Raw genomic sequence first — 26,988 nt, 5'->3', positions numbered from 1 at the left:
AAAATACAGGTCGGGGAGTGACGGTTATGGAAAATAGGAAGGTTTATCTGGATAAGCATACAAATTTATTGCAACTTGAGGAGCATATGTACCCGCTGGTAGACGTGGACACACCGAATGTGTTCCGGAACCTGTTTCATTATGATGAGATTCCGAAGATTGCGTTTAATGATCGTATTGTACCGCACAGTATGCCGGATGAGATCTGGATCACGGATACGACATTCAGGGATGGACAGCAGTCGAGAGCACCCTATTCAACGGATCAGATTGTAACCATTTTCGATTATATGCACAGGCTTGGAGGTTCGCAGGGGAAGATTCGTCAGAGTGAATTTTTCTTATACAGCAAGAAAGACCGTGATGCCGTATATAAATGTATGGAAAGAGGTTATAAGTTCCCGGAGATCACAAGCTGGATCCGTGCAAATAAAAAGGATTTTGAGCTGGTAAAAGATCTGGGAATGAAGGAAACCGGAATCCTGGTAAGCTGTTCGGATTATCATATTTTTTATAAACTGAAGATGACAAGACGAGAGGCGATGGAACATTATCTGTCAGTTATACGTGAATGTCTGGAGACCGGTGTCAGTCCAAGATGTCATCTGGAAGATATTACCAGATCGGATATTTATGGATTTGTAATTCCATTCTGTCTGGAACTTATGCATCTGATGGAAGAGTATCAGATTCCGGTGAAGATCCGTGTCTGTGATACAATGGGATACGGAGTCAACTATCCGGGGGCTGTGATTCCTCGTTCCATTCCGGGTATCATTTACGGACTCAGAGTACATGCAGGTGTACCGAGTGAACTGATCGAATTCCATGGACACAATGATTTTTACAAGGCAGTCAACAATTCTACAACGGCCTGGCTTTATGGAGCATGTGGTGTGAACTGTTCCTTGTTTGGAATCGGTGAACGTACCGGCAATACGCCGCTGGAAGCGATGATTTTTGAATATGCGCAGCTTCGTGGAACGCTGGATGGTATGGATACAACGGTGATTACTGAACTGGCAGAATATTATGAAAAAGAGATTGGATATCAGATTCCGCCGCGTACCCCGTTTGTCGGAAAGAATTTCAATGTAACCCGTGCGGGGATCCATGCAGACGGACTGTTAAAGAACGAAGAAATCTACAATGTGTTTGATACCGGCAAGTTTCTGAACCGTCCACCGCTGGTTGCTGTGTCAAATACTTCCGGCCTTGCAGGTATTGCACACTGGATAAATACATATTATCACCTGAAAAATGAGAAACAGGTAGACAAGAATTCCATTTTAGTTGTAGAATTGAAGAAGTGGGTTGACGCGGAATATGAATCCGGCCGTGTGACCGTACTCACAGATCAGGAACTAATCCGGGAGATTGAGAGAATCTGTGACGAAAAGGGGATTACAATCTAACAAAATTCAGGAGAGAGATAAAATGGAAGAGTATTCATTGAGAAGTCAGGTTTTTCAAACTATCAGAGATGACATTCTGAAAGGTAAGTATGAAGAAAATGACGAACTCAGGGAAGCAACATTGGGGAAGGAACTTGGAGTTAGCCGTACACCGGTAAGAGAGGCACTTAGACAGCTGGAACTGGAGGGACTGGTGAACATCATCCCGAATAAAGGAGCCTATGTTACCGGTATTTCTGATAAGGATGTACATGATATTTATATGATTCGTTCCATGCTGGAAGGATTATGTGTCCGTTGGGCAACAGAACATATTACACAGGAGCAGCTGGAAGAACTGGATGAGATCATTCTTTTATCCGAGTATCATATGGATAAAGGACATTCCGATCAGCTGACAGAGCTGGATGGAAGATTTCATCAGATTCTGTATGAGGCATCACAGAGCAGGATTTTGGATCATGTGCTTTCAGATTTTCACAAATATGTACAGCTTGCAAGAAGGACTTCCGTTAAGACAGAAGAGCGTGCGATCAAGTCGATTGGTGAGCATAACGAGATCCTGAATGCCATCAAGGCGAAGGATGCGGAAAAAGCCGGCAATCTGGCAACGATCCATATTATGCATGTTATGGAGAACCTGCATATCGAAGAAGAATAGCCAAAAAGGAGACGAAGTTATGAGTAAAATTCAGATGACGACACCGATTGTTGAGATGGACGGAGATGAGATGACCAGAATTCTCTGGAGGATGATAAAAGATGATCTTCTTCTGCCGTATATCGATCTTAAGACAGATTATTATGATCTTGGATTGGAACACCGCAATGAGACAGATGATCAAGTTACAGTTGATTCGGCTAATGCAACAAAGAAGTACAAAGTAGCAGTCAAATGTGCGACCATTACACCGAATGCGGCAAGAGTAAAAGAATATGAACTCAAAGAGATGTGGAAGAGTCCGAACGGAACAATCCGTGCGATTCTGGATGGAACGGTATTTCGTGCTCCGATCGTGGTAAAAGGAATTGAACCATGTGTAAAGAACTGGAAGAAGCCGATCACGATTGCCCGTCATGCTTATGGGGATGTATATAAAGGAACCGAGATGAAGATTCCGGGACCTGGAAAGGCAGAGCTGGTCTACACGGCACCTGACGGAACAGAGACAAGAGAGCTGATCCATAATTTCGAAGGAGCAGGTATTATCCAGGGAATGCACAATATCAATGCATCGATTGAAAGTTTTGCAAGAAGCTGTTTTAGTTATGCACTGGATACAAAGCAGGATCTTTGGTTTGCAACAAAAGATACCATTTCCAAAAAATATGACCATACTTTCAAAGATATCTTCCAAGAGATCTTTGATGCGGAGTATAAGAACCTTTTTGATGAAGCGGGAATTGAATATTTCTACACACTGATCGATGATGCGGTAGCCCGTGTAATGAAGTCAGAGGGTGGTTATATCTGGGCATGTAAGAATTATGACGGGGATGTGATGAGTGATATGGTTTCCTCAGCATTTGGTTCACTTGCCATGATGACATCTGTACTGGTATCACCGGAAGGCTTTTATGAATATGAAGCTGCACATGGAACAGTACAGCGTCATTATTATAAACACCTGAAAGGGGAAGAGACTTCAACAAACTCTGTTGCAACAATTTTTGCATGGACAGGAGCCTTGCGCAAGAGAGGAGAACTGGATGGGAACCAGGAACTGATGGATTTTGCAGACCGTTTGGAAAAAGCAACGATTGATACGATTGAAGAGGGTTATATGACAAAGGATCTGGCAATGATCACAACTCTTCCGGAGGTACATGTACTGAACAGTGAAGGGTTTATTAAAGCGATTGCAGAAAGATTATAAAAAGAGCAGGGAATGCATGAAGGGCGTATCTCTGACAGGAAAATGGGAAGAACTGGCTTATTCAGCCAGTTCTTCCCATTTTTCATAGAGTTCTTCGAGTTCTGCTTCGTTTGCTGTTTTTTCTTTTGCCAGTTCCTGGCATTTAACAGAATTCGTATAGACTTCTTCCTGCATCATCAGTTCATCGATTTTGCCATTACGTGTTTCCAGAACACCGATACGTTCTTCTGTTTTCTTCAGGTCGTTCTGCCTTTTACGGAGACGTGCCTGTTCTTCTTTCTGTTCCTGCCAGCTTAGTTTGGATTCGGAAACCTGCGCCGGTGCATCTTCGGAAGCAGCTGTGGAAACAGCCGGGGTCAGAAGATCTTTTTTCTCCAGATAATAATCATAGTTACCGATATAATTTACAAAGGTATTACCGGTCAGTTCCAGAATACGGGTGGCAGTCTGGTTGATGAAATAACGGTCGTGGGATACATAAAGTATCGTACCGGTATAATCGTTCAGAGCCCGCTCAAGAATTTCCTTGGAAGTGATGTCCAGATGATTGGTCGGCTCATCGAGGATCAGAAAATTTGCATTGGAGAGCATCAGCTTTGCCAGAGATACACGTCCCCTTTCACCACCACTTAAATCACCGATCAGCTTGAAAACATCATCTCCGGTAAAAAGAAAAGCCGCAAGCATGTTCCGGATCTGTGTGTTGGTAAGTGTCGGATAATCATCGGAAATTTCTTCAAAGATCGTCTTATCCATATGAAGGACGTGGTGTTCCTGATCGTAGTAACCAATCTCCACATTGGCACCCAGTGTAAAGGAACCGCTGTCTGCCTGGATCACATTGTTCAGAATCTTGAGAAGCGTAGTTTTTCCGGTTCCGTTGTCGCCAATGATGGCTATATGTTCCCCACGCTTGATCTCGAAACTGATATCGGTGAAAAGTGTCTGTGGCGGAAAGGCTTTGCTTAATCCTTTGACAGAAAGGACATCATTGCCACTGACACGGGAAGGCTCCAGCTTCAGATGGATGTCAGTGTTGATCTCCATCGGTTTGTCTACAAGCGTCATCTTGTCCAACATTTTTTCCCGACTTTCGGCACGCTTGATGGATTTCTCACGGTTAAATGAACGGAGCTTTTCGATCACGGCTTCTTGATGTTTGATCTCACGCTGCTGATTCAAGTATTCTTTTAATCTGGCTTCTCTGAGCTGTTCTTTTTTGACAGCAAAATCAGAATAATTGCCCATATAAGTATGAAGCTGTCCCTGCTCGACTTCAATCACCTTTGTAACCACACGGTTCAGGAAATAGCGGTCGTGGGATACGATAAGAACAGCACCCGGATAATTCAGAAGATAGGTTTCCAGCCATGCGATGGAGTTCATATCCAGGTGGTTTGTTGGTTCATCCAGAAGCAGGACGTCAGGCTTGGTAAGAAGGAGTTTGCCAAGAGATACACGAGTCTTCTGACCACCGGATAAAGAATCTACGGGTTTGGTAAATTCTTCTTCTGTAAATCCGAGACCTTTTAGAACGCCGGTAAGCTCACTTTTATAAGCGTAACCGTCTGCGTGCTCAAATGCAGAAGTCAGTCTCTGATAAGTGGCAAGACGTGCTTCAAGAGCATCTCCGGAAAGAGACGGAAGCTCGATCTCGATTGTACGGATCTGCTTTTCCATCTCAATGACTTCGGCTTTTGCCGTGCGGACTTCTTCGTAAATGGTATTGCCGCTTTCCATCTCCTGATGCTGTGCAAGGTAGCCGAGAGTTTTGCCTTTGGTAAGAACAACCGTCCCTGCATCGGGAGAAAGCTGTCCTACGATCATCTTGAGGATCGTGGATTTGCCGGCTCCATTAAGACCTACAAGAGCAGCTTTTTCATGGTTCTCTATATGAAAGGATCCGTCTTTTACGATGACCTGATCCCCAAAACTTTTTGACAGATTATGACATGCCAGTATCATTTTTATATCCTCCTGTTAAAGTGGCAATTATGTTACTGCTCACAGTAACATAATTATAGCTGAAATACGACAAAAAACAACTATAAAATTTGACTTTTTCACTGGATTCTTATATAATTAAAAATAATGAGTCAGAAAATAGGAAGGTGGAAGTGAAAGTGGCATCAAGAGAAATATCTCAGGCAGTAATAAGGAGACTTCCGCGGTATTATCGTTATTTAGGGGAACTACTGGAGAGCGGAGTCGAACGGATATCATCCAATGAATTAAGTAAAAGAATGAAAGTAACTGCTTCACAGATCCGTCAGGATCTGAATAATTTTGGTGGATTTGGACAGCAGGGATATGGCTATAATGTAAAGTATCTTTATACAGAGATAGGTAAGATCCTTGGACTGAACGAGAAACATAAATTCGTTATCATTGGAGCAGGAAATCTTGGACAGGCACTGGCGAACTATGCAGCATTTGAAAATCGGGGATTTGTTTTAAAAGGGCTGTTTGACGTAAACCCAAGGCTTGCCGGATTGACGATCCGTGGAGTTGAGATCCGTATGATGGATGAATTGAAGGATTTTGTGAAAGAAAACGATATTGAGATCGGGGTTCTTACGATTCCGAAGACAAAAGCAGTAGAGGTTGCCAATCTCCTGGTAGATAATGGAGTCAAGGCTATCTGGAATTTTGCGCATACAGATCTGAATCTGCCGGATAATATTATTGTGGAGAATGTTCATTTGTCTGAAAGTCTGATGAGATTATCTTATAATATCACCAGATACAATGAAGAACATGAAGGAAAGTAGGCAAAGCAGACCAGAAGGCAGAGGTGCAGGAAAGTTTTTTCCTGCACCTTTTTGAAAATTAAATGTATGGGAGACCGGATATGAAAGAAATACTGACAGCAGATCAGATGAGAAGATCGGATCAGAGAATGATACAGAAGATGCAGGTCCCGTCCCTTGTCCTGATGGAACGGGCGGCACTTCAGTGTGTGGCTGCGATGAAAGCAGAAGACATAGATTTGTCGAAAGCACTGGTCGTGTGTGGAAGTGGCAACAACGGTGGTGACGGATTCGCAATTGCAAGGATGCTCGTAGAAGAAGGAAATCATCCAGATGTAGTATTGGTCGGAAATTATGACCATCGTAGTGAAGAAACAAAAATCCAGATGAAAATTCTGGGAAATCTGGGAATATCTGTAGGAAACAGTTTGCCACAGAAAGAATATAGTGTTATTATAGATGCCGTATTCGGTATTGGCCTATCCCGTGAAATAAAAGGCAGATATGCAGAGGTGATTGATCAGATGAATCGGATGACTGCCTGTAAGGTGGCAGTCGATACTCCTTCAGGGATCCGTTCGGATGATGGGAAAGTGCTTGGAACGGCATTTAAAGCAGATCTTACAGTGACCTTTGCGTTTCAGAAGATGGGACAGATCCTATATCCGGGATGTGAGTATACAGGAAAGCTTGTTACAGCACCGATCGGAATTACCAGACCGGAGTTTTTTGCGGAAGAAGAAATCTGCATGGCACTTGAAAAATCCGATGTGCCGACAATGCTGCCGCAAAGGAAACCGGATTCTAATAAAGGGACTTATGGAAAGGTTCTGATGATTACCGGAAGCAAAGGAATGTCCGGTGCAGCATATTTAAGTGCCAGGGCAGCATATCTTTCGGGAGCAGGTCTTGTCCGGATTTATACGGAGGAAAGTAACCGGGCAATCTTACAGGAACTTTTACCGGAGGCGGTAATGACGACCTATTCTCTGGATGAGACAGAATCATTTGAAGAACTTCCGGATTTGCTGGAATGGGCGGATGTGCTCTGTATTGGATGCGGACTCGGTATGGGACCGCATTCGGAGGAATTACTGAAAAAGGTGCTTGAGAATAATAAAACCCCGGCTGTTATTGATGCGGACGGACTGAACCTTCTGGCAAAGACCGATGAGTGGGGGATCGAACAGATTCGGATGAATCCTTCCGGATATGTACTTACTCCACATATGAAAGAAATGTCCAGACTGACCGGATACAGCGTACAGGAATTAAAAGACAACAGAAGAGAGCTATTAAGGAAATATACAGAAAAAGTCCATGCTGTCTGTGTACTGAAAGACAGCAGGACACTTGTGAAAGCGCCAGAGGGAAGGCTTATGATCAATACCACCGGTAATGCGGCAATGGCAAAGGCCGGATCGGGAGATGTGCTTGCAGGAATGATCACCGGATTTATGGCACAGCATATGAGACCGGATGATGCCGCTGTGCTTGGCGTTTATCTGCATGGTCTGTGCGGAGATCATGCCAGAAAAGAACTTGGCTCTTACAGTGTGCTTGCGGGTGATCTCTTGAAAATGCTCGGCAGAACACTTAAGGAATTGGAGGATATGACAGAATGAAGAAATACAGCAGACTGCGTGCGGTAATCGATCTGGATGCGGTGATGTATAACATGGAAATGATGCATGCAAATATAGAAAAAGAGACCAAGATGGTCGTGGTCATCAAGACAGATGGTTATGGTCATGGAGCGGTGCCGATTTCAAGAATGCTGGAAGATGTGGACTATGTCTGGGGCTATGCGGTCGCAACTCTGGATGAAGGTGTTGTACTTAGAAAAGCCGGCATTCAGAAGCCGATTCTTTGCCTGGGATGTATTTTCCCGGACCAGCTGGAAGAGATGATCCGTCATGAGATCCGCATGACAACCTACAGCTATGAGCTTGCGAAGCTTGCGGATGAGACCGCATACCGTATGGGGAAGAAGGCATATCTGCACATTAAGATCGATACAGGAATGTCAAGACTTGGCTTTCCGGTGGCGAAAGAAAGTGTAGAGGAGATCCTTAAGATCGGCAGACTTGTTTATACGGATTGCGAAGGAATGTTTACCCATTTTTCAAAGGCAGATGAGACGGATAAGACCACGACACTGGAACAGATCCGTGCTTTTCTGTGGATGAAAGAACATCTTGCAGCAGAAGGTATGGAATTTACTTATTATCACTGTGCAAACAGTGCAAGTATCATTGATATGCCAAAGCTTGGAATGAATCTGGAGAGAGCCGGGATTTCTACCTATGGACTGTATCCGTCAGATGAAGTCAATAAGGAGGCAGTTCCGCTCCGACCGGCAATGGAGCTGATCGCGCATGTGACTTATGTGAAATGGATTGAAAAGGGTACGGAAGTCAGCTACGGAGGCACCTTTGTTGCCCCGAAAAGGATGCAGATCGCCACGATTCCGACGGGATATGGAGACGGATACCCACGAAGTCTTTCCAACAAAGGATATGTTCTGATCCATGGTCAGAAGGCACCGATCCTTGGCAGAGTCTGTATGGATCAGTTTATGGTAGATGTGACCGGAATTCCGGATGTGAAATTTGGTGACAGGGCAACACTGGTCGGCCACGATGGGGATGCTTATCTTTCAATAGATGAGCTTGCCGGTCTGAGCGGCAGATTTAACTATGAATTTATCTGTGATATCAATAAACGTGTTCCAAGGGAATATCTGCGTGACGGAAAAGTTGTAGAGCAGGTCGATTATTTCTAAAATGCGGGGATGCACTTCGAAAGAGATATGAATACAGCAGGAGAAAGCTGGCAATAATGAAAGTATCTTGATAAGCGGAGTGTGAAAGAAGTGCAGATCAGGCGTGGAGATATTTATTATGCGGATTTAAGTCCGGTAGTCGGTTCGGAGCAGGGCGGTGTGCGTCCGGTTCTTGTCATCCAGAATGATGTCGGGAACCGGCACAGTCCGACCGTTATCTGTGCCGCGATCACTTCAAGGATGAATAAAGCGAAGCTGCCGACACATGTGGAAATCGATGCAAAAAGGTACAGAATCGTCAAGGATTCTGTTGTCCTTCTGGAGCAGATTCGGACTATCGATAAACAGAGACTGAAGGATTACGTGTGCCGGGTAGACAAAGAGCTTATGAGAAAAGTCGATGAAGCGCTGTGCGTCAGCCTGATGCTTCATACATAAAAGAGGAGAAGTATGGAAAGCAATGGAAACGGAAGGTAATTTACTTCAGAAAATGAAAAATGTATTTTCTGACAATGAAGATAAAGAGAAAATTGCAGAAGAAATCATTGAAAAAGTACTGGAAGGCTATGAAAAAGGTGTTCTGACAAGACGTGAGATGAAGATGATCACCAACATTTTTGAATATATGGATTCGGATGCAAAAGATATCATGACGCACCGGAAAAATATCGTAGCACTGGATGGAGAGGAATCTCTGGAAAAAGCACTTACCTTTATGCTGGAGGAGAACAAATCCAGATTCCCGGTTTATGAAGAAGATATTGACAACATTGTGGGGATTCTTCATATCCGGGATGCGATGCAGAGCTACCTGGACGGTCCGGCAAGGAAAAAACCAGTGCATGATCTGAAGGATGCCATCCGTCCGGCAGGATTTATCCCGGAAACAAAGGCGATTGACAAACTGTTTCAACAGATGCAGCAGGACAAGAGCCATATGGTGATCGTGCTGGATGAGTATGGACAGACATCAGGGATCGTAACGATGGAAGATATTGTAGAAGAAATTGTTGGAAATATCCAGGATGAGTATGATGAGGAAGAAGAGCTGATCATCAAACAGGCAGATGGTACATATATCGTGGATGGTATGACACAGCTGGAGGATCTGGAAGAGCTTCTGGGAATCAGTTTCAACGAAGAAGATTACGATACGATCAATGGTTATCTGATCGACTGCCTGGACAGAATTCCTTCGGAAGATGAAGAATGTCAGGTGGAATTCGGAGGCTATCTGTTCCATGTATTGTCGGTTGATAATAATACAATACGCAAAGTCCTTGTCAGTAGGACAAAAAAGTGATAAAATAGTACAATTGAGAATAGTAAAAATACTGAAGAGAGGTAAAAAGTAATGTCAGGACATTCAAAATTTGCGAATATCAAGCATAAAAAAGAAAAAAACGACGCAGCAAAAGGAAAAGTATTCACGAAGATCGGTCGTGAAATCGCTGTAGCAGTCAAAGAAGGAGGCGGAGCTGATCCGGCTAACAACAGCAGACTCCGTGATGCGATTGCAAAGGCAAAAGCAAATAATATGCCAAATGACAATATTGACAGAAGTATCAAAAAAGCAGCCGGAGACGGAGATGCTAATAACTACGAACACATCGTATACGAAGGATACGGACCGAACGGAACTGCAATCATCGTTGATGCACTTACTGATAACCGTAACCGTACTGCTTCTAATGTAAGAAGCGCTTTCACAAAGGGAAAAGGAAATATCGGAACCAGTGGATGTGTTTCTTTCATGTTTGATCAGAAAGGACAGATCATTGTCGATAAAGAAGAATGTGAACTGGATGCAGATGATCTGATGATGCAGGCACTGGATGCAGGAGCAGAAGATTTTTCGGAAGAAGAGGACAGCTTTGAAATTCTTACAGATCCGAATGATTTCAGTGAGGTTCGTCTTGCTCTGGAAGAAGCGGGTATTCCGATGGCAAGCGCAGAAGTTACAATGATTCCACAGACATGGGTAACTTTGGACAACGAAGAAGATATCAAGAACATTCAGAAGACGCTTGATCTTCTTGAAGATGATGATGATGTACAGGAAGTATATCATAACTGGGAAGAAGCATAGGATCGATTCCGGGAGGAACCTGAATGAATCAGAGTATACAGAATGGACTGAATGACCTGTTTGACCAGATTATTCCGATTTCCAGAGATTTCAATAAAAAGACTTATGCGGATTCGTTTAAAAATGCATACGAGAAGTATAAGCCACTTTTTACTGAGATTGCACAGGAATGCGAGAATTCGGAAGACAGACAGGAAGAGATTGAAGAGATTGCTGCTGTTCTTCCGGATAGAATGCGGGAAGTACTGGATCAGGAAAGTTCAAAAAGAAAAAAAGAAAATGTACTTATGAAATATAATCTGGGCATGGTTACGTATGTGATTCCGATGTTCCGTTATGGCAGAATGGATGCTTGTGAAGAGATTGTAGACTGCATGATCGAACGCTGGAATGATCATGATCTGGAACTAAAGATCAGTAAATCGGAATTCGAGCAGATCCAGGGAGGCTTCAAATCACGTCTCTGCTATATTACTACAGCCGTATGTGCAAGCCTTGGCAAACCGGATGATTGTTACGAACTGAATCTGATGAGAAGATACAGAGATGAATATCTGGTGAATCAGAAAGGCGGCGAAGAAATTGTTGCCGAGTATTACGATATTGCTCCGACAATCGTAAACCGGATCAACCGGATGGAAAATTCAGAAGATGTATATGCAGATATCTGGAGCCGTTATCTTCACCCATGTGTTTCCATGATCGAATCTGATAATCTGGAGGCATGCCGCAAGATTTATACGGATATGGTATATAGCCTGCGCAGGAAATATTTATTTTCATAATGTTTAAATCAAAGAGAATGTGCCGAGTCGCATTCTCTTTTGCATATACAGTGAATCAGGTACAGATTTGTGTCAGTACAAGAATCTGCGATTCATTTCTGTGGCGAAAATCCTGCATATTTTCATAAGCATTGTCCATACTAAGCTAAAAAGAACGGAGGAATGCGGCAATGAAAATACAGGAAGAAACGGATGTAAAAGAATACCAGATACGCAAGAAAAAGAGCAGGGAACAGACTGTAGAAAATATGGAAAATAAAGAAAAGGCAGTCAGAGAGACGGAGCCGGAAACCACAAAGGAAGAAGATGAACATGTTAAAGAAATGGGAATGCTTTCGCTTGACCGACGTCGGAATCATCAGATCGAGCTACTCACGATCATCGGCGAAGTAGAAGGGCATGAGACGGTTTCCGGCAGTACAAAGGCAACCAAGTATGAGCACCTGCTTCCAAAGCTGGCACAGATTGAGAACAGTGTTCAGACTGATGGTGTGCTGATTCTCTTAAATACACTGGGCGGAGATGTGGAGGCGGGACTTGCGATTGCGGAAATGATCGCGTCTTTAAGCAAACCGACAGTATCTCTGGTACTTGGAGGGTGTCATTCTATCGGTGGCCCTCTTGCCGTGTCGGCAGATTATTCTTTTATTGTTCCAAGTGGGACGATGATCATTCACCCGGTGCGGACAAGCGGAATGTTCATCGGTGTGGCACAAAGCCTGCGGAATATTGAAAAGACGCAGGACCGGATCACCGGATTCCTTGCAGAGCATTCCGGAATGTCACAGGAGCGGATTGAAGAACTGATGCTGGATTCCACACAGCTTGTCAAAGATGTGGGGACAATGCTGGAAGGAAAACGCGCAGTGGAGGAAGGACTCATTGATGAAGTTGGCGGAATAAGAGATGCATTAAATAAATTGCATGAAATGATTGATGAAAAAATGGAAAATACTGATAAAAATTATGAGATGACATAAGGCGAAGAGGATGCTATAATAAAATAGTATGTACAAGTATACACTTTTGATGACTGATTCCGGATACTATATCTGGGGAGAGAGGAGAAGGAATCGGTCATTTGATTACAAGATAAAGAGTATAAATCCAAGGGGGAAGTTTGATGGCTTCAAAGACAACCGGAACAAAGAAAAATGCAAAGCAGAGCACGGCGAAAAAACGGCAGCCTACGAAGAAGACAAGTGCAAAGTCTGCAAAATCTGCGAAGACAACCAGAAAGAATACCACATCAAAAGCTGTGCCGCAGGAAGAATCATTTCTTGCAACGGAGATTCTGATCTGGGTGACACTTGCGGTAGGGATTCTGCTCACAATCAGCAATTTCGGGCTTGCAGGTGCATTTGGAAGAAAGATTGCAGCACTGCAGCAGGGAATGATGGGTTGGATGGCGTATGTATTTCCACTGCTTTTATTTTGTGGAGTCGCGTTTGTGGTTTCCAATAAAGGAAACAGGATCGCATATATTAAGACTGTTGCAGGCGTTGTATTACTGGTTCAGTGCTGTGTGCTCTTTGAACTGATTGATGAAAAAGGCGGATCTGTCGGAAAGGCAATTGCGGTCAGACTGGTGCCGGCAATCGGTAAAGTGGGTACATATGTTGTCGTGATCATTTTAATGGTGATCTGTGTAGTCCTTATTACAGAAAAGTCTATTCTAAAAGGAATGAAGATCGGCGGGGAAAAAGCGTATGACCGTGCCAGAGAGGACATGCAGAAGCGTAAAGAAGAGGCTGAGGAACGCAGGGCAAGACGGGGAGCTATGCGTGTTGATTATCAGGTAAGCGGCGTTTCCTTTAATTCGACAGTTGGAGGAAAAGAGAACGAGGCAGAAAAAGCAGAAGAAAAAGCCGGAAAAGAAGCAAAGGAAAGCACAGAAAAGAAAGCTACCAGACGCAGCCGGAAGGATATGAGCAGAGTGCTTGCCGGTGCAGAAGAAGCGGCTGCAAAGCACATTATGGAACAGACTGGGAAAATTGCACTGGATGATGTAGTGATCAATCGTGCGATGCCCCTTTCCGCTACAGAGCTGATCCCGGATCCGGAACCGGTTCCCCTTGAGCCGGTGAAAGAAAAACTCCCGAAGTTCTTAAAAGGAGCGATGCAGGAAGCAGAAAAAAAGACGGAGTCCGGTAAAGATATACAGACAGATGTGGCTGAAGAAAATTTATCAGCGGGGAAGACAGAAGACGGAATAAAAAGACAGGTCTCCGGAAATTCAAAAGTTAAGGCAGATATCCCAAAAGAGGTGGCTGCTGTTGCAGATACGATTGCAAAAAGTGAGAAACCGGTCAGGGAATACCGCTTTCCACCTCTTAGTCTGTTGAAGCATGGAAGTAAAAACTCCGGAGATTCGGATGCGCATCTGCGGGAGACAGCAGCAAAGCTCCAGAAGACACTTCAAACCTTCGGTGTGAATGTTACAATCACTAATATCAGCTGCGGACCTTCTGTCACACGCTATGAGTTACAGCCTGAGATGGGGGTGAAAGTCAGCAAGATCGTAGGACTTGCGGATGACATCAAGCTGAACCTGGCGGCGGCTGATATCCGTATTGAGGCACCGATCCCGGGAAAAGCAGCGGTCGGCATTGAAGTTCCGAATAAGGAAAATACTGCAGTTATGCTGCGTGATCTTCTGGAATCAGATGAATTTAAGAAAAGTAGATCACGGATCGCATTTGCGACAGGTCGTGACATTTCAGGTAAAGTGGTGGTATCAGATATTGCAAAGATGCCGCATCTGCTTGTCGCAGGAGCTACCGGATCCGGTAAATCTGTCTGTATCAATACGATCATTATGAGTATTATCTACAAAGCAAAACCGGAGGATGTGAAGCTGATCATGGTAGATCCAAAGGTGGTGGAATTAAGTGTATATAATGGAATTCCACATCTGATGATCCCGGTTGTAACGGATCCGAAGAAGGCAGCAGGAGCTTTGAACTGGGCGGTTGCGGAAATGAACAGACGTTATCAGCTTTTTGCCGAGTATAATGTCCGTGATCTGAAAGGTTACAATGATAAAGTCGAGAACATTAAAGATATTGACGATCCGAATAAAGCACAGAAACTTCCACAGATTGTAATCATCGTAGACGAACTTGCAGACCTGATGATGGTTGCACCTGGAGAAGTGGAAGAGGCGATCTGCCGTCTGGCACAGCTTGCGCGTGCGGCAGGACTTCATCTGGTTCTTGCAACGCAGAGACCATCGGTTAATGTCATTACCGGTCTGATTAAGGCGAATATGCCATCAAGAATAGCATTTTCTGTATCATCCGGTGTGGATTCCCGTACCATCATTGATATGAATGGCGCGGAGAAGCTGCTGGGAAAAGGCGATATGTTGTTCTATCCGGCTGGCTATCAGAAGCCGGTACGTGTTCAGGGGGCTTTTGTTTCTGATAAAGAAGTCCAGGCAGTGGTTGATTTCCTGAAAGAGAACAGCGGAGGCGCAGTCTACAGTGAAGAAATCCAGAAGCAGGTGAATAGTAATCAGAATGTATCTGCGGGAGGAGCATCTTCCGAGGACGACAAAGATGTCTACTTTGTAGATGCAGGAAAGTTTATTATTGAAAAAGACAAAGCATCGATCGGAATGCTCCAACGGGTGTTTAAGATCGGGTTTAACCGTGCGGCGCGGATTATGGATCAGCTTGCCGAGGCGGGAGTCGTAGGAGAAGAAGAAGGTACCAAACCAAGAAAAGTACTGATGTCTATGGAACAGTTTGAGCAATACATAGAAGAATCAGTTTAAGAAACGCAGAAGAAAAAAGGGAGGATATAATTATGAAAACAGACATTCAGATCGCACAGGAGGCAGAGATGCTCCATATTCGCGAGGTTGCAGCAAAGGTTGGAATTGAAGAGGAAGACCTTGAGTTTTACGGCAAGTATAAGGCAAAATTATCGGATGAACTGATGGAAAGAGTAAAAGACAGACCAGATGGAAAGCTGGTACTTGTTACTGCAATCAATCCGACTCCGGCGGGAGAGGGGAAGACGACGATTACCGTTGGACTTGGAGAGGCAATGGCAAAGCTCGGTAAAAAAGCTCTGATCGCTCTGCGCGAGCCATCGCTCGGACCTTGCTTTGGAATTAAAGGCGGTGCTGCCGGTGGCGGTTATGCACAGGTTGTACCGATGGAAGATCTGAATCTTCATTTTACCGGAGATTTTCATGCGATCACATCGGCAAATAACCTGCTTGCAGCTCTTCTTGACAACCATATCCAGCAGGGAAATGCTCTTGGAATCGATCCGAGACAGGTTGTGTGGAAACGGTGTGTAGATATGAATGACCGTGTACTGCGTAATGTAGTAGTTGGTCTTGGAAATAAAATGGACGGAATGGTAAGAGAGGATCATTTTGTGATCACAGTTGCGTCCGAAATTATGGCAATTTTATGTCTGGCAGACGATCTGGAAGATCTGAAAAAACGTCTTGGCAGAATCATTGTTGCCTATACATTTTCCGGAGAACCGGTTACAGCTGACCAGCTTCATGCAACCGGTGCAATGACAGCACTGTTAAAGGATGCGATCAAGCCGAATATTATCCAGACTCTGGAACATACACCGGCACTGGTACACGGTGGCCCGTTCGCAAATATTGCACATGGCTGCAACAGTGTACGTGCAACCAAGATGGCACTTAAGTTGAGTGATATCACGATCACAGAAGCGGGATTCGGTGCGGATCTGGGTGCAGAGAAGTTTATGGATATCAAGTGCCGTATGGCGGGACTGAAACCGGACGCTGTAGTTCTGGTTGCAACGGTACGTGCATTAAAATACAATGGTGGCGTGCCAAAAGATGAACTGAACAAAGAAAATCTGGATGCTCTTGCAAAAGGAATTGTAAATCTTGAAAAGCATATTGAGAACCTGCAGAAATTCGGTGTTCCGGTTGTGGTTACCTTGAATTCATTTGTCAGTGATACTGAAGCAGAATACGAATTTATCCGTAAGTTCTGCGAAGACAGAGGCTGCGAATTTGCCCTTGCAGAAGTATGGGGTAAAGGCGGAGACGGCGGAAAAGAGCTGGCAGAGAAAGTATTACAGACTCTGGAGACAAAAGAAAGCCATTATCATCCGATTTACAGTGATGAGTTATCAATTGCAGAGAAGATCGAGACAATCTGCAAAGAGATTTACGGAGCAAAGAGTGTTGTATATGAACCTGCTGCAAAGAAACAGCTTGCACGAATTGAATCAATGGGCTTTGGCAAGTTCCCGGTATGTATGGCAAAGAACCAGTATTCTCTGTCCGATGATGCGAAGCTTCTTGGACGTCCGGAGAACTTTGATATCCATATCCGTGAAGTCTATGTAAATGCAGGAGCAGGATTTGTTGTTGCTCTTACCGGAGCAATCATGACCATGCCGGGTCTTCCGAAAGTACCTGCAGCAAATGGAATTGATGTAGAAGACGGTAAAATTACCGGATTGTTCTAAAAGAAGTATGATACCAGAAGGAGACGAAAGACAATGAAATGTATGCACTGTGGAGCAGATTTGCCTGAAGATCAGTTGATCTGTCCTAGATGCGGCAGAGAAATACAGATCGTGCCTGATTATAACCCACTTGATGATATGCTGACTGCTCAGTTAAAAGGAGGCATTACACAGACAATGTCGCTTCATCTGGGTGAGCAGGAAAAGCAAGATGTCAGCTATTCTGGTGCGGCAAATCCGGTATATGAAAGACGGGAAATTGTTGGAGGAGAGACCAGGTGTGTGGAAAATTCAGGAAGTGTTGGTCGTCGCCAGCAGGGAACTGTGACCAGGCGTGGAAGAGATGCAGTGGTCAGACGCAGTGATGTCAGACCGGCTACCGGACGTGTGGGTCAAAGAGAAGATGCGCGGGAACAGACGAGAAGAGCGTATGAAGAAGAACGCAGATTGCGGCGTATGCGGGCAGAAAAGAGAAAAGAGCGCGCCAGAAAAAAACGCCGGAAAATGCTGCTTATGCTATTGGCGGGGTGTATTGTTCTGGCAGGACTCATTTTCTTGTTTTATCAAAATTCATATACCGGAAAAGTAAAGAAAGGATACCGGCTTCTGGCAGCTTCCGAATATGAGAACGCACTCACTGTATTTGAAAAAGCAGCTTCTGGAAGTCCGAAGAAAGCAGAAGCTTATACAGGGATTTCAAAGGTTTATATTGCCAAGGATGATCTGGATCAGGCAGAAGAAGTTTTTACAGATGAGATTGCAAAGCAGTCCGGAAATGCAGAAATTTATCGTGCAGCGGTAGAATTTTATATTGATACCAAACAGGAAGAAAAGGTATCACCGCTTCTGAATGCATGTACCAGTGATACGGTTCTTGAAGCACTGAAGGATTATGTGTCAGGTGAACCGGAGTTTAGTCTGGATGAGACAGAGACATATGATGAAGTGCAGGCACTGGAACTGACCGGAAAAGGAAAAGCGATCTACTATACGACAGACGGTTCAGAGCCGACAACTTCAAGTACGAAATATACGGAACCGATCAAGATCGGTGAAGGTGAGACAACGGTGAAAGCAATTTCTGTTAATAAGAAAGGAATTCCAAGCCTGACAGAAAGTAAAACTTATAAAGTTGAGTTCCCGATTGCAGATGCGCCGGCGGTGACTCCATCGACCGGGCAGTATAACCATGTCCAATCAATCAGTGTAGTTGTACCGGATAAGTATACGGCATATTACACGACGGATGGATCAGATCCGGATCCGGAGAATAATTCTGCGACGCAGGAGTATACCGGGCCGATCGTAATGCCGGCGGGAAGTACGATTTTCAGCTTTGTTCTGCAGGATCAAAAAGGCAGATTAAGTGATGTCACAAGAAGAAATTATGAACTGAATATAGAGTAAAACCCGATTTTAAGAAGAGAGTATGCCGAGTCGTCTGCTTGTCAGAGCAGACTGGTAAAGCGTACTCTTTTTCGATTACTTTCATTTGTGGATAACTTGCGTAAATATGTGAAATATATCACAAATCAAATATTTTATGAATAGAGTGGGGATAATATGGCTTATTAAAAATGTATAATTGTATGGAAACAAATACAATTTATTTGTGACAAAATATTGCAAAAAGGATAGAATTGAGATACAATGTGATTGTCAAAAAGATAACATACTTTAAGGGCGAAGGAGTGTTTGAAATGAGCAGATTTACATTACCAAGAGATATTTACCATGGAAAAGGATGTCTTGAAGAACTGAAGAACCTGAAAGGAAAAAAAGCAATCCTGGTTGTCGGAGGAGGTTCCATGAAGCGTCAGGGATTCCTCGACAGAGCTGAGAACTATCTGAAAGAAGCAGGAATGGAAGTAAAGCTTTTTGAAGGTGTTGAGCCAGATCCATCTGTTGAGACCGTTATGAAAGGTGCAGCAGTTATGCAGGAGTTCCAGCCGGACTGGATCGTAGCTATGGGTGGCGGATCACCGATTGATGCTGCAAAAGCAATGTGGGCATTCTATGAATATCCGGATGTTACATTTGAAGATCTCTGTATTCCGTTCAACTTCCCGGAATTAAGAACAAAAGCAAAATTTGCTGCAATTCCGTCAACATCAGGAACAGCAACAGAAGTAACAGCATTCTCCGTTATTACCAACTATCAGACCGGAGTAAAATACCCACTTGCCGATTTTAATATTACACCGGACGTTGCAATTGTAGATCCGGATCTTGTCATGGGTCTCCCGGTAAAGCAGGTTGCTTACACAGGTATGGATGCACTGACACATGCGATCGAAGCTTATGTATCTACCTTGAACTGTCCATTTACAGATCCGCTTGCACTGCAGGCAATCGAGATGGTTCTGGATTACCTTCCGGCATCTTACAAATGTGATATGGTAGCAAGAGAGCAGATGCATTATGCACAGTGTCTTGCAGGAATGGCATTCTCCAATGCACTTCTTGGAATCGTACATTCTATGGCACATAAGACAGGTGCGGCATTCTCAACCGGACACATTCCGCACGGATGCGCAAATGCAATTTATCTTCCATATGTAATTAAATACAATGCAAAAGATCCGGTCGCTGCAAAACGTTATGCAGAAATCGCACGCAGAATGGGACTTCCGGGCACATCTGAGAAAGCGCTGATCAACAGCCTGTGTGCAAAGATCGATGCATTTAATGTAGAACTGAATATTCCGAAGACACTGAAAGATTTCGGTATTGACGAAGCAGAATTCAAAGAAAAAATTGCAAAGATTTCAGAACTTGCAGTTGGTGATGCATGTACAGGATCCAACCCACGTCCGATCGATCCGGCAGCTATGGAAAAACTTTTCAACTGTACATATTATGGAACAGAAGTAGATTTTTAAAAAAGAGAATACAGTTCTTACAGAGACAGACGGACACAATATTGACCGTCTGTCTCATTTTTATATCCGGTCAGCAGGTAAAAATTCGTGTCGGCACAAGATTTTATGTAGTTGAAAATTTTGATAACCGGAAGAATTTTGGCAGATTTATAGAAGAAATATTGGTACTTATAGATAAAAAAGATAGTTATATTTATGACATAAATAATTTTTTAACAAATTAAAAAGAAATACTTGCTATTTACTTTGCAATAATTTATCATAAAGAGAGTAAATATTTTAGGAGGCAATGCAATGTACAAGATAAGAAAAGCTGAAAAACTGGCTGATAAGATTTATCTTATGGATGTAGAAGCACCACGTGTGGCAAAGCACTGTGAGCCAGGACAGTTCGTAATTGTCAAGATGGATGACAAGGGGGAAAGAATTCCGCTGACAATCTGCGATTATGACAGAGAAGAAGGAACAATTACCATCGTATTCCAGACAGTAGGAGCATCTACTGAGAAGATGGCACAATTAAAAGCAGGAGACTCTTTCAGAGATTTCACAGGACCGCTCGGATGCCCATCTGAATTGATTTCAGAGGATATTGAGAGTCTGAAGAATAAAAAGATCTTATTTGTAGCCGGTGGTGTTGGTGCAGCCCCTGTATACCCGCAGGTTAAATGGATGCACGCACATGGGATCGATGTAGATGTTATCGTTGGTTCTAAGACAAAAGATATGCTGATTCTCGAAAAAGAGATGGAAGCAGTTGCAGGAAATTATTACCCATGTACAGATGACGGTACATACGGACATGCAGGTATGGTAACAACAAAGATCGAAGCACTTGTTGCAGAAGGTAATAAGTATGATGTCTGTGTTGCGATCGGACCGATGATCATGATGAAATTTGTATGTCTGCTTACAAAGAAACTCGAAATCCCGACTATCGTCAGCATGAACCCGATCATGGTAGACGGAACAGGTATGTGTGGCGCATGCCGTCTCCACGTAGGTGATGAAATCAAATTTGCATGTGTAGACGGACCGGAATTTGACGGACATCTCGTTAACTTTGATGAAGCAATGAAGAGACAGCAGATGTATAAGACTCAGGAAGGCAGAGCTATGCTGAAATTACAGGAAGGTGACACACATCACGGTGGATGCGGTCATTGCGGAGGTGACGAATAATGGCAGACGTATTAAAGAAAGTACCTGTAAGAGAACAGGATCCGAAGGTACGTGCAACAAATTTTGAAGAAGTATGTTATGGATATAATCAGGAAGAGGCAATGGAAGAAGCAAGCCGTTGCATCAACTGTAAGAATGCTAAATGTATTCAGGGATGCCCGGTAGGAATCAATATTCCTGCATTCGTTCATGAAGTAAAAGAAGGCAATATCGAAGAAGCATATAAGATTATCGGACAGTCTTCTGCACTTCCTGCTGTTTGTGGACGTGTATGTCCTCAGGAATCACAGTGCGAAGGAAAATGTATCCGTGGTATCAAAGGAGAATCTATTTCTATCGGTAAGCTGGAAAGATTCGTTGCTGATTACGCTCTGGAACATGACATCAAACCGGTTGGAGCTGACAAGAAGAACGGACACAAAGTTGCCGTTATCGGTTCAGGCCCTGCAGGACTTACCTGTGCAGGCGACCTTGCAAAGCTTGGCTATGATGTAACTGTATTTGAAGCACTTCATGAACTCGGTGGAGTACTTGTATATGGTATTCCGGAATTCCGTCTTCCAAAACAGAAAGTCGTTGCAAAAGAGATCGCAAAAGTAAAAGAGCTTGGTGTTCACTTTGAGACAAACGTTGTAATCGGTAAATCTACTACAATCGATATGCTGATTGAAGACGAAGGATTTGAAGCAGTATTTATCGGATCAGGAGCAGGACTTCCAAAATTCATGGGAATCCCGGGGGAAAATGCCAACGGTGTATTTTCTGCAAATGAATACCTGACAAGAAGTAACCTTATGAAAGCATTTGATGATTCTTATGATACACCGATCGCAGCTGGTAAGAAAGTTGCAGTTGTTGGTGGTGGTAACGTAGCAATGGATGCTGCAAGAACAGCACTTCGTCTTGGAGCAGAAGTTCATATCGTATATCGTCGTAGCGAAGAAGAGCTTCCGGCCCGTGTAGAAGAAGTTCATCACGCAAAAGAAGAAGGTGTACAGTTCGACCTACTGACAAACCCGGTAGAAATCCTCGAAGAAGATGGATGGGTAAAAGGAATCAAATGTGTTCGTATGGAACTTGGTGAACCGGACGCATCAGGAAGAAGACGTCCTGTACCGGTTGAAGGTTCTGAATTCGTGATCGATGTTGATACAGTTATCATGTCACTCGGAACATCACCGAACCCGCTGATTTCTTCTACAACAGAAGGACTGGAAGTTAACAAGTGGAAATGTATCGTTGCAGACGAAGAACACGGAAAGACTTCTAAAGAAGGCGTATATGCAGGTGGAGATGCCGTAACAGGTGCAGCTACAGTAATCCTTGCTATGGGAGCCGGAAAAGCTGGTGCAAGAGGTATCGACGAGTATCTTTCAAATAAATAAGGGTTATGACCGCAGTTTCCTTTGATAGGGACTGCGGTTTTTTATAGGGGTTGTGTAGACCACCTGGGGAAAAATAATTGCTCCAATTCAAGTTGTGCAAACCATTCCGATGAACCTCTTAGGGCGAAAATTATGTCAGCAGAGGCTTCCATAATTTTTGAGTTTCATCTCCATTGCACAAAATAGAATTGGAGCAATTATTTTTCCCCAGGTGGTCGTTCTACGGTATTGGTAAAAAATGCAAAGAAGTTATACAAAGGGGAGAAAACTGGCGGTTATAGAGGGAAAATCGGACGCTGGTTTGTATGTTGTGGTTGATTTTAAAAGAGTTCTGTAGATTTACATTTCTGGACAGGACTGGTCAAAAATGGTACAATAAAAAAAGTATTATTTTGTGAAAGAGGGGTATTATGAAGTATAAATATATCTTATTTGATTTGGATGGGACGATTACGGAATCGGGACCGGGGATCATGAATTCGGTGGAGTATGCGCTGAATAAAATGAACCGGGAGGTTGGTGAGCGGGATACTTTAAAGAAATTTATCGGACCGCCGTTGACAGAATCAATGGAGAAATATTATGGGATGTCTGAGGAAGAGGCACTGCTTGGAGTAAAGTATTACCGGGAATATTATGCGGTGAAAGGCATTTTTGAGAATTCGGTGTATGAAGGGCTTGCGGAGACGCTGGAATTCTTGAAAAATGAAGGATATATACTTGCAGTGGCGACTTCCAAACCGGAAGAGTATGCAAAAAGGATTGCGGACAAATTTGACTTTGCAAAATATTTTGCAGGGATTTACGGGGCTACGATGGATGGCTCTCTGATCCGGAAGGCGGATGTGATCCGGTATGCGTTGGATAACCTGGGCGTGGAAAGGGAGAATTACGATCAGGTCGTTATGGTCGGTGACAGAAATAATGATATCTACGGTGCAAAGGAGAATGGGATCCAGGTGATCGGTGTCCTATATGGATACGGAGATCTTGCGGAGCTTCAAAGTGCCGGTGCAGATTACATTGCAAAGATGCCGGAAGAGATTGCACAAATCATCGGAAGATGTAATCATGAGAGGGTTTGAATATGAGTAATAACGACGCAATGAACAGTGAGATTCGGTTTCTGGAAGAGGTTGAAGAGAAACTGAAGACACGCATTACCGAGATCAACGCATTGTTTCTTGAAGGAGAAAAACAGATTGAGAGCATGCATGATTATTATTGGGAAAACTATACGGAGATGGATGAGTATGGTTATGAAAATTATGATAATCAGCAGGCACTTCTCGGAGAAGTTAATGCGAACAATGAACGTCTGATGAAAAAACAGCGCCTTAAGAAAATGATCGACTCTCCATATTTCGGAAGAGTGGATTTTCTCTTTGAGGGGGAAGAAGAAAGCGAAAGTTTTTACATCGGAATCGGCAATTTTGCGCCTAAGGCAGGAATGACGCCACTGATCTACGACTGGAGGGCGCCAGTGAGCGGTCTTTTTTATGATTATGACAGAGGACAGGCTTCTTATGAAGCACCGGGAGGAACCATTGAAGGGGAGATTACTTCCAAATGGCAGTATAAGATCAAGAAAGGGAAGATGGTTTATGCATTTGAAAGTGACACCAAGATTGATGATGAGATCCTGAAACAGGAGCTTGGAAGTAACGGGGATGTACAACTGAAGAATATTGTCCGTACTATCCAGAAAGAACAGAATGAGATCATTCGGAATGTAAAGGACAAAGTTCTGGTCATTCAGGGAGCCGCAGGAAGTGGGAAAACCTCCGTTGCACTGCACCGGATTGCATATCTTTTGTATCACGACAGGAAAAATTTAAAAGCATCGGATATCCTGATCCTTTCACCGAACAGCGTATTTGCGGATTATATTTCCCACATTCTGCCAGAGCTTGGAGAAGAAAATATCCAGGAGATGAGTTTTGATCTGTTTGCGTACAGAGAATTGAAAGGAATCGTATTGGACTGTGAGGACCGTTATGATTATCTGGAGAAGCTGATCCATTTTCCGGAGATGGGAATCCGGGAGAGCTATCTGAAGAAGCAGTCTGCTGGATTTGTCGGAGAGATGGAAGGTTTTCTGGCAGTTCTGGAAGATCAGCTGATGGATTTTAAGCCGGTTAAGATCCGTACTCTGGAAAAAACCGAAGAGGAGCTGATCCATCTGTTCTATTTCAAATTTCAGGATATTCCGATCCTTGCAAGAATGGATGCGGTGATGGAATATCTGGTGGATGAATACGAGACATTGTATAACCGGAATCTTCCGGAAGATGAGGTAGAAGAGATCCGGGAGAAATTCAACCGGATGTATGTCACCCGTGATATTTACAAAATATATAACTGGTTTTTGGAGGACAGTGGGTATGAGACACTGGCAAAAATTCCGTATGAGAACAGAAAACTCCAGTATGAAGACGTATTTCCGGTACTTTATCTCAAATACCGGATGCTTGGAGGAACCAGACATAAGCATATCAAGCATCTGGTGATCGACGAGATGCAGGATTATTCATATTTGCAGTACGTGGTACTGTCCCAGCTGTTTTCCTGCCGGATGACGATCCTTGGCGACCGGGCGCAGACACTGGACAGTCAGATGCAGGATGTACTGACATTCCTGCCGAAGATTTTCGGACGTACGATCCGCAAGATCATCATGAATAAAAGCTACCGGAATACCATTGAAATCGCAGAGTATGCAGCGAAATTTACCGGGGAAAAGGATCTGGAATATCTGGAGCGTCATGGCAAACCAGTGACCGAAAAGACATTTGATTCGGATGAGGAACTGTTAAATGAACTTATCCGGGAGGCAGATGCCGGAATGGATAAATATGAGACCGCCGCAGTTCTGACGGAGACGATGGACGAGGCTTATACAATGACCAGGATGCTTTCAAACCGTGGACTTCCGGTAAACTGTATTGACCGGGACAGCAGTACCTTTGAAAAAGGCGTGACAGTAACGACTTTCTATATGGCAAAGGGACTGGAATTTGATCAGGTATTCGGTGTGTTCCCGAAGAAAGAAAATCCGATGACCGGGCAAGCAAAATACATCTGTGCAACAAGAGCACTGCATGAGCTTTATATGTATGAAAGGGCATAATTGTACAGACTGATACAGCGAAAGAGAGGAAAGAAGAGGATGAAGATAACCGTACTGACGGTTGGAAAAATAAAAGAAAAGTATCTGCGGGATGCGATCGCGGAATATACGAAGAGACTGAGCCGCTACTGCAAGCTGGAGATCATTGAGGTGGCGGATGAAAAGACACCGGACAATGCCAGCGAAAATGCAGAGGAAATGATCCGGCAAAAAGAGGCCGAACGTCTTTTGAAATATATCCGTGAGGATGCATATCTTATTACACTGGAGATAGGCGGAAAGCAGCTGACCTCCGAAGAATTTTCAGAGAAAATTGAAAAACTTGGCATTCAGGGAACCAGTCACATTATTTTTGTGATTGGTGGATCCATAGGGATCGGGAAGGCAGTTCTGGAAAAATCGGATTATGCACTTAGTTTTTCAAAAATGACATTTCCGCACCAGCTGATGCGTGTAATCCTGCTAGAGCAAATTTACCGTGGATACCGGATCATGTCGGGAGAACCCTATCACAAATAGAAAAGAGGTCATTAACAGTTAAAGATAAATTATAAAATCATATAATGTTTTATAAGATATTAGACTAGAATATTATTGAAAGGAGTTGATACTTTGAGTAAATATTATTCTATACACGAATTTTCAAAAATTATAGGCGTATCTGCTCAGACATTACGAAATTGGGATGCAAATGGAAAACTTCATCCGCATCATACTACAGTAAGTGGCTATAGATATTATTCTGATGAGCAACTCAACCAGGTAATAAATGTAAAGCCTAAAAATCGCATTACAATTGGATATTGTCGCGTTTCCAGCCATAAACAAAAAGATGATTTGGAACGACAGATTGATAATGTTAAGACATATCTTTTGGCAAAAGGACAGCCGTTTGAGATAATAAGCGATATCGGTTCTGGGATTAATTATAAGAAAAAAGGACTTCAGGAATTGATTAGACGAATCTCTCAAAATCAAGTTGAAAAGGTTGTTGTTTTATATAAAGACAGGCTATTGCGATTTGGTTTTGAGTTGATAGAATATATCGCTTCACTTTATAATTGTGAGATTGAGATTATTGATAATACTGAAAAATCTGAACAGCAGGAACTTGTTGAAGATCTGGTTCAAATAATCACAGTATTCAGCCGCAAATTACAAGGAAAACAAGCGAACAAAGCTAAGAAACTTATCCGGGAATTGATACAGGAGGAAACAGATGGTAAAAGC

Annotated in this window: 22 protein-coding genes; 21 read left to right on the top strand and 1 reads right to left on the bottom strand. The window is 43.4% G+C overall.

The features are described from left to right. The first annotated feature begins 26 nt into the window (after window positions 1–26). The 3 genes from PG766_RS13090 to PG766_RS13080 are packed head-to-tail and all read left to right on the top strand — an operon-like array spanning window position 27 to window position 3,292. Window positions 27–1,415, top strand: a complete 1,389-nt coding sequence (locus PG766_RS13090) for a 2-isopropylmalate synthase (RefSeq protein WP_055248879.1) — start codon at window positions 27–29, stop codon at window positions 1,413–1,415. Between the two features lie 22 nt (window positions 1,416–1,437). After that, window positions 1,438–2,076: a GntR family transcriptional regulator gene (locus PG766_RS13085; protein ID WP_118199452.1), complete on the top strand. Its 639-nt coding sequence runs from the start codon at window positions 1,438–1,440 to the stop codon at window positions 2,074–2,076. A gap of 19 nt (window positions 2,077–2,095) precedes the next feature. Then, a complete protein-coding gene (locus PG766_RS13080; protein ID WP_118199451.1) occupies window positions 2,096–3,292 on the top strand; it encodes an NADP-dependent isocitrate dehydrogenase in 1,197 nt (398 codons plus the stop codon). Window positions 3,293–3,349: 57 nt separating this feature from the next. Here PG766_RS13080 and PG766_RS13075 read toward each other — a convergent pair whose 3' ends face one another. Further along, the gene (locus tag PG766_RS13075) at window positions 3,350–5,257 is read right to left on the bottom strand and encodes an ABC-F family ATP-binding cassette domain-containing protein (protein ID WP_118199450.1); all 1,908 of its coding nucleotides are present in this window, start codon (window positions 5,255–5,257) and stop codon (window positions 3,350–3,352) included. Between the two features lie 158 nt (window positions 5,258–5,415). Between PG766_RS13075 and PG766_RS13070 the strand changes: the two genes are divergently transcribed. The 18 genes from PG766_RS13070 to PG766_RS12985 all read left to right on the top strand — a co-directional run. Further along, window positions 5,416–6,063 (top strand): redox-sensing transcriptional repressor Rex, encoded by a 648-nt coding sequence (locus PG766_RS13070; protein WP_022219887.1) that lies wholly within the window; start codon window positions 5,416–5,418, stop codon window positions 6,061–6,063. Window positions 6,064–6,143: 80 nt separating this feature from the next. Beyond that, window positions 6,144–7,667: an NAD(P)H-hydrate dehydratase gene (locus PG766_RS13065; protein ID WP_118199449.1), complete on the top strand. Its 1,524-nt coding sequence runs from the start codon at window positions 6,144–6,146 to the stop codon at window positions 7,665–7,667. After that, entirely contained in the window at window positions 7,664–8,827 is a 1,164-nt protein-coding gene (gene alr / locus PG766_RS13060) for an alanine racemase (protein WP_118199448.1), read from the top strand. The genes PG766_RS13065 and alr overlap by 4 nt, the downstream gene beginning before the upstream one ends. A gap of 90 nt (window positions 8,828–8,917) precedes the next feature. Then, the gene (locus PG766_RS13055) at window positions 8,918–9,265 is read left to right on the top strand and encodes a type II toxin-antitoxin system PemK/MazF family toxin (RefSeq protein WP_022219890.1); all 348 of its coding nucleotides are present in this window, start codon (window positions 8,918–8,920) and stop codon (window positions 9,263–9,265) included. 22 nt (window positions 9,266–9,287) lie between these two features. Beyond that, entirely contained in the window at window positions 9,288–10,130 is an 843-nt protein-coding gene (locus tag PG766_RS13050) for a hemolysin family protein (RefSeq protein WP_022219891.1), read from the top strand. A gap of 51 nt (window positions 10,131–10,181) precedes the next feature. Continuing rightward, complete coding sequence (locus PG766_RS13045) at window positions 10,182–10,916, top strand: YebC/PmpR family DNA-binding transcriptional regulator (protein ID WP_022219892.1); 735 nt, start codon at window positions 10,182–10,184, stop codon at window positions 10,914–10,916. A 23-nt stretch (window positions 10,917–10,939) separates the two neighbouring features. After that, entirely contained in the window at window positions 10,940–11,701 is a 762-nt protein-coding gene (locus PG766_RS13040) for a CFI-box-CTERM domain-containing protein (RefSeq protein WP_118199447.1), read from the top strand. A 248-nt stretch (window positions 11,702–11,949) separates the two neighbouring features. Then, on the top strand, window positions 11,950–12,681 hold the full coding sequence (locus PG766_RS13035; RefSeq protein WP_055260573.1) for a ClpP family protease: 732 nt from the start codon (window positions 11,950–11,952) through the stop codon (window positions 12,679–12,681). 143 nt (window positions 12,682–12,824) lie between these two features. Then, window positions 12,825–15,479 carry an FtsK/SpoIIIE family DNA translocase gene (locus PG766_RS13030; RefSeq protein WP_118199446.1) on the top strand — a complete coding sequence of 885 codons (2,655 nt, stop codon included), beginning with the start codon at window positions 12,825–12,827 and terminating at the stop codon, window positions 15,477–15,479. Window positions 15,480–15,511: 32 nt separating this feature from the next. Next, entirely contained in the window at window positions 15,512–17,179 is a 1,668-nt protein-coding gene (locus PG766_RS13025; RefSeq protein ID WP_055156706.1) for a formate--tetrahydrofolate ligase, read from the top strand. A 33-nt stretch (window positions 17,180–17,212) separates the two neighbouring features. After that, window positions 17,213–18,586 (top strand): chitobiase/beta-hexosaminidase C-terminal domain-containing protein, encoded by a 1,374-nt coding sequence (locus PG766_RS13020; protein ID WP_118199445.1) that lies wholly within the window; start codon window positions 17,213–17,215, stop codon window positions 18,584–18,586. Between the two features lie 293 nt (window positions 18,587–18,879). Further along, a complete protein-coding gene (locus PG766_RS13015; protein ID WP_022219898.1) occupies window positions 18,880–20,061 on the top strand; it encodes an iron-containing alcohol dehydrogenase in 1,182 nt (393 codons plus the stop codon). 294 nt (window positions 20,062–20,355) lie between these two features. Beyond that, the gene (locus PG766_RS13010) at window positions 20,356–21,243 is read left to right on the top strand and encodes a sulfide/dihydroorotate dehydrogenase-like FAD/NAD-binding protein (protein WP_055156711.1); all 888 of its coding nucleotides are present in this window, start codon (window positions 20,356–20,358) and stop codon (window positions 21,241–21,243) included. Beyond that, window positions 21,243–22,628, top strand: a complete 1,386-nt coding sequence (gene gltA, locus PG766_RS13005; RefSeq protein ID WP_117556726.1) for an NADPH-dependent glutamate synthase — start codon at window positions 21,243–21,245, stop codon at window positions 22,626–22,628. The genes PG766_RS13010 and gltA overlap by 1 nt, the downstream gene beginning before the upstream one ends. A 410-nt stretch (window positions 22,629–23,038) precedes the next feature. Further along, window positions 23,039–23,713 (top strand): HAD family hydrolase, encoded by a 675-nt coding sequence (locus tag PG766_RS13000; protein ID WP_118199444.1) that lies wholly within the window; start codon window positions 23,039–23,041, stop codon window positions 23,711–23,713. Between the two features lie 20 nt (window positions 23,714–23,733). Further along, entirely contained in the window at window positions 23,734–25,758 is a 2,025-nt protein-coding gene (locus PG766_RS12995) for a HelD family protein (RefSeq protein ID WP_182438651.1), read from the top strand. Between the two features lie 39 nt (window positions 25,759–25,797). Then, window positions 25,798–26,277: a 23S rRNA (pseudouridine(1915)-N(3))-methyltransferase RlmH gene (rlmH, locus tag PG766_RS12990; RefSeq protein WP_022219903.1), complete on the top strand. Its 480-nt coding sequence runs from the start codon at window positions 25,798–25,800 to the stop codon at window positions 26,275–26,277. A 93-nt stretch (window positions 26,278–26,370) separates the two neighbouring features. Then, window positions 26,371–26,988, top strand: a 618-nt coding sequence (locus PG766_RS12985) for an IS607 family transposase (protein ID WP_270590956.1), incomplete at its 3' end; no start/stop codon positions are given.

Origin of the sequence: Coprococcus sp. LG101-27, from assembly GCF_027695515.1 — a bacterium.
GTDB classification, from domain to species: Bacteria; Bacillota; Clostridia; order Lachnospirales; family Lachnospiraceae; genus Allocoprococcus; species Allocoprococcus comes.
The sequence above is the reverse complement of the archived record's forward strand: the minus strand, read 5'-3'. Positions and strand labels throughout refer to the sequence as shown.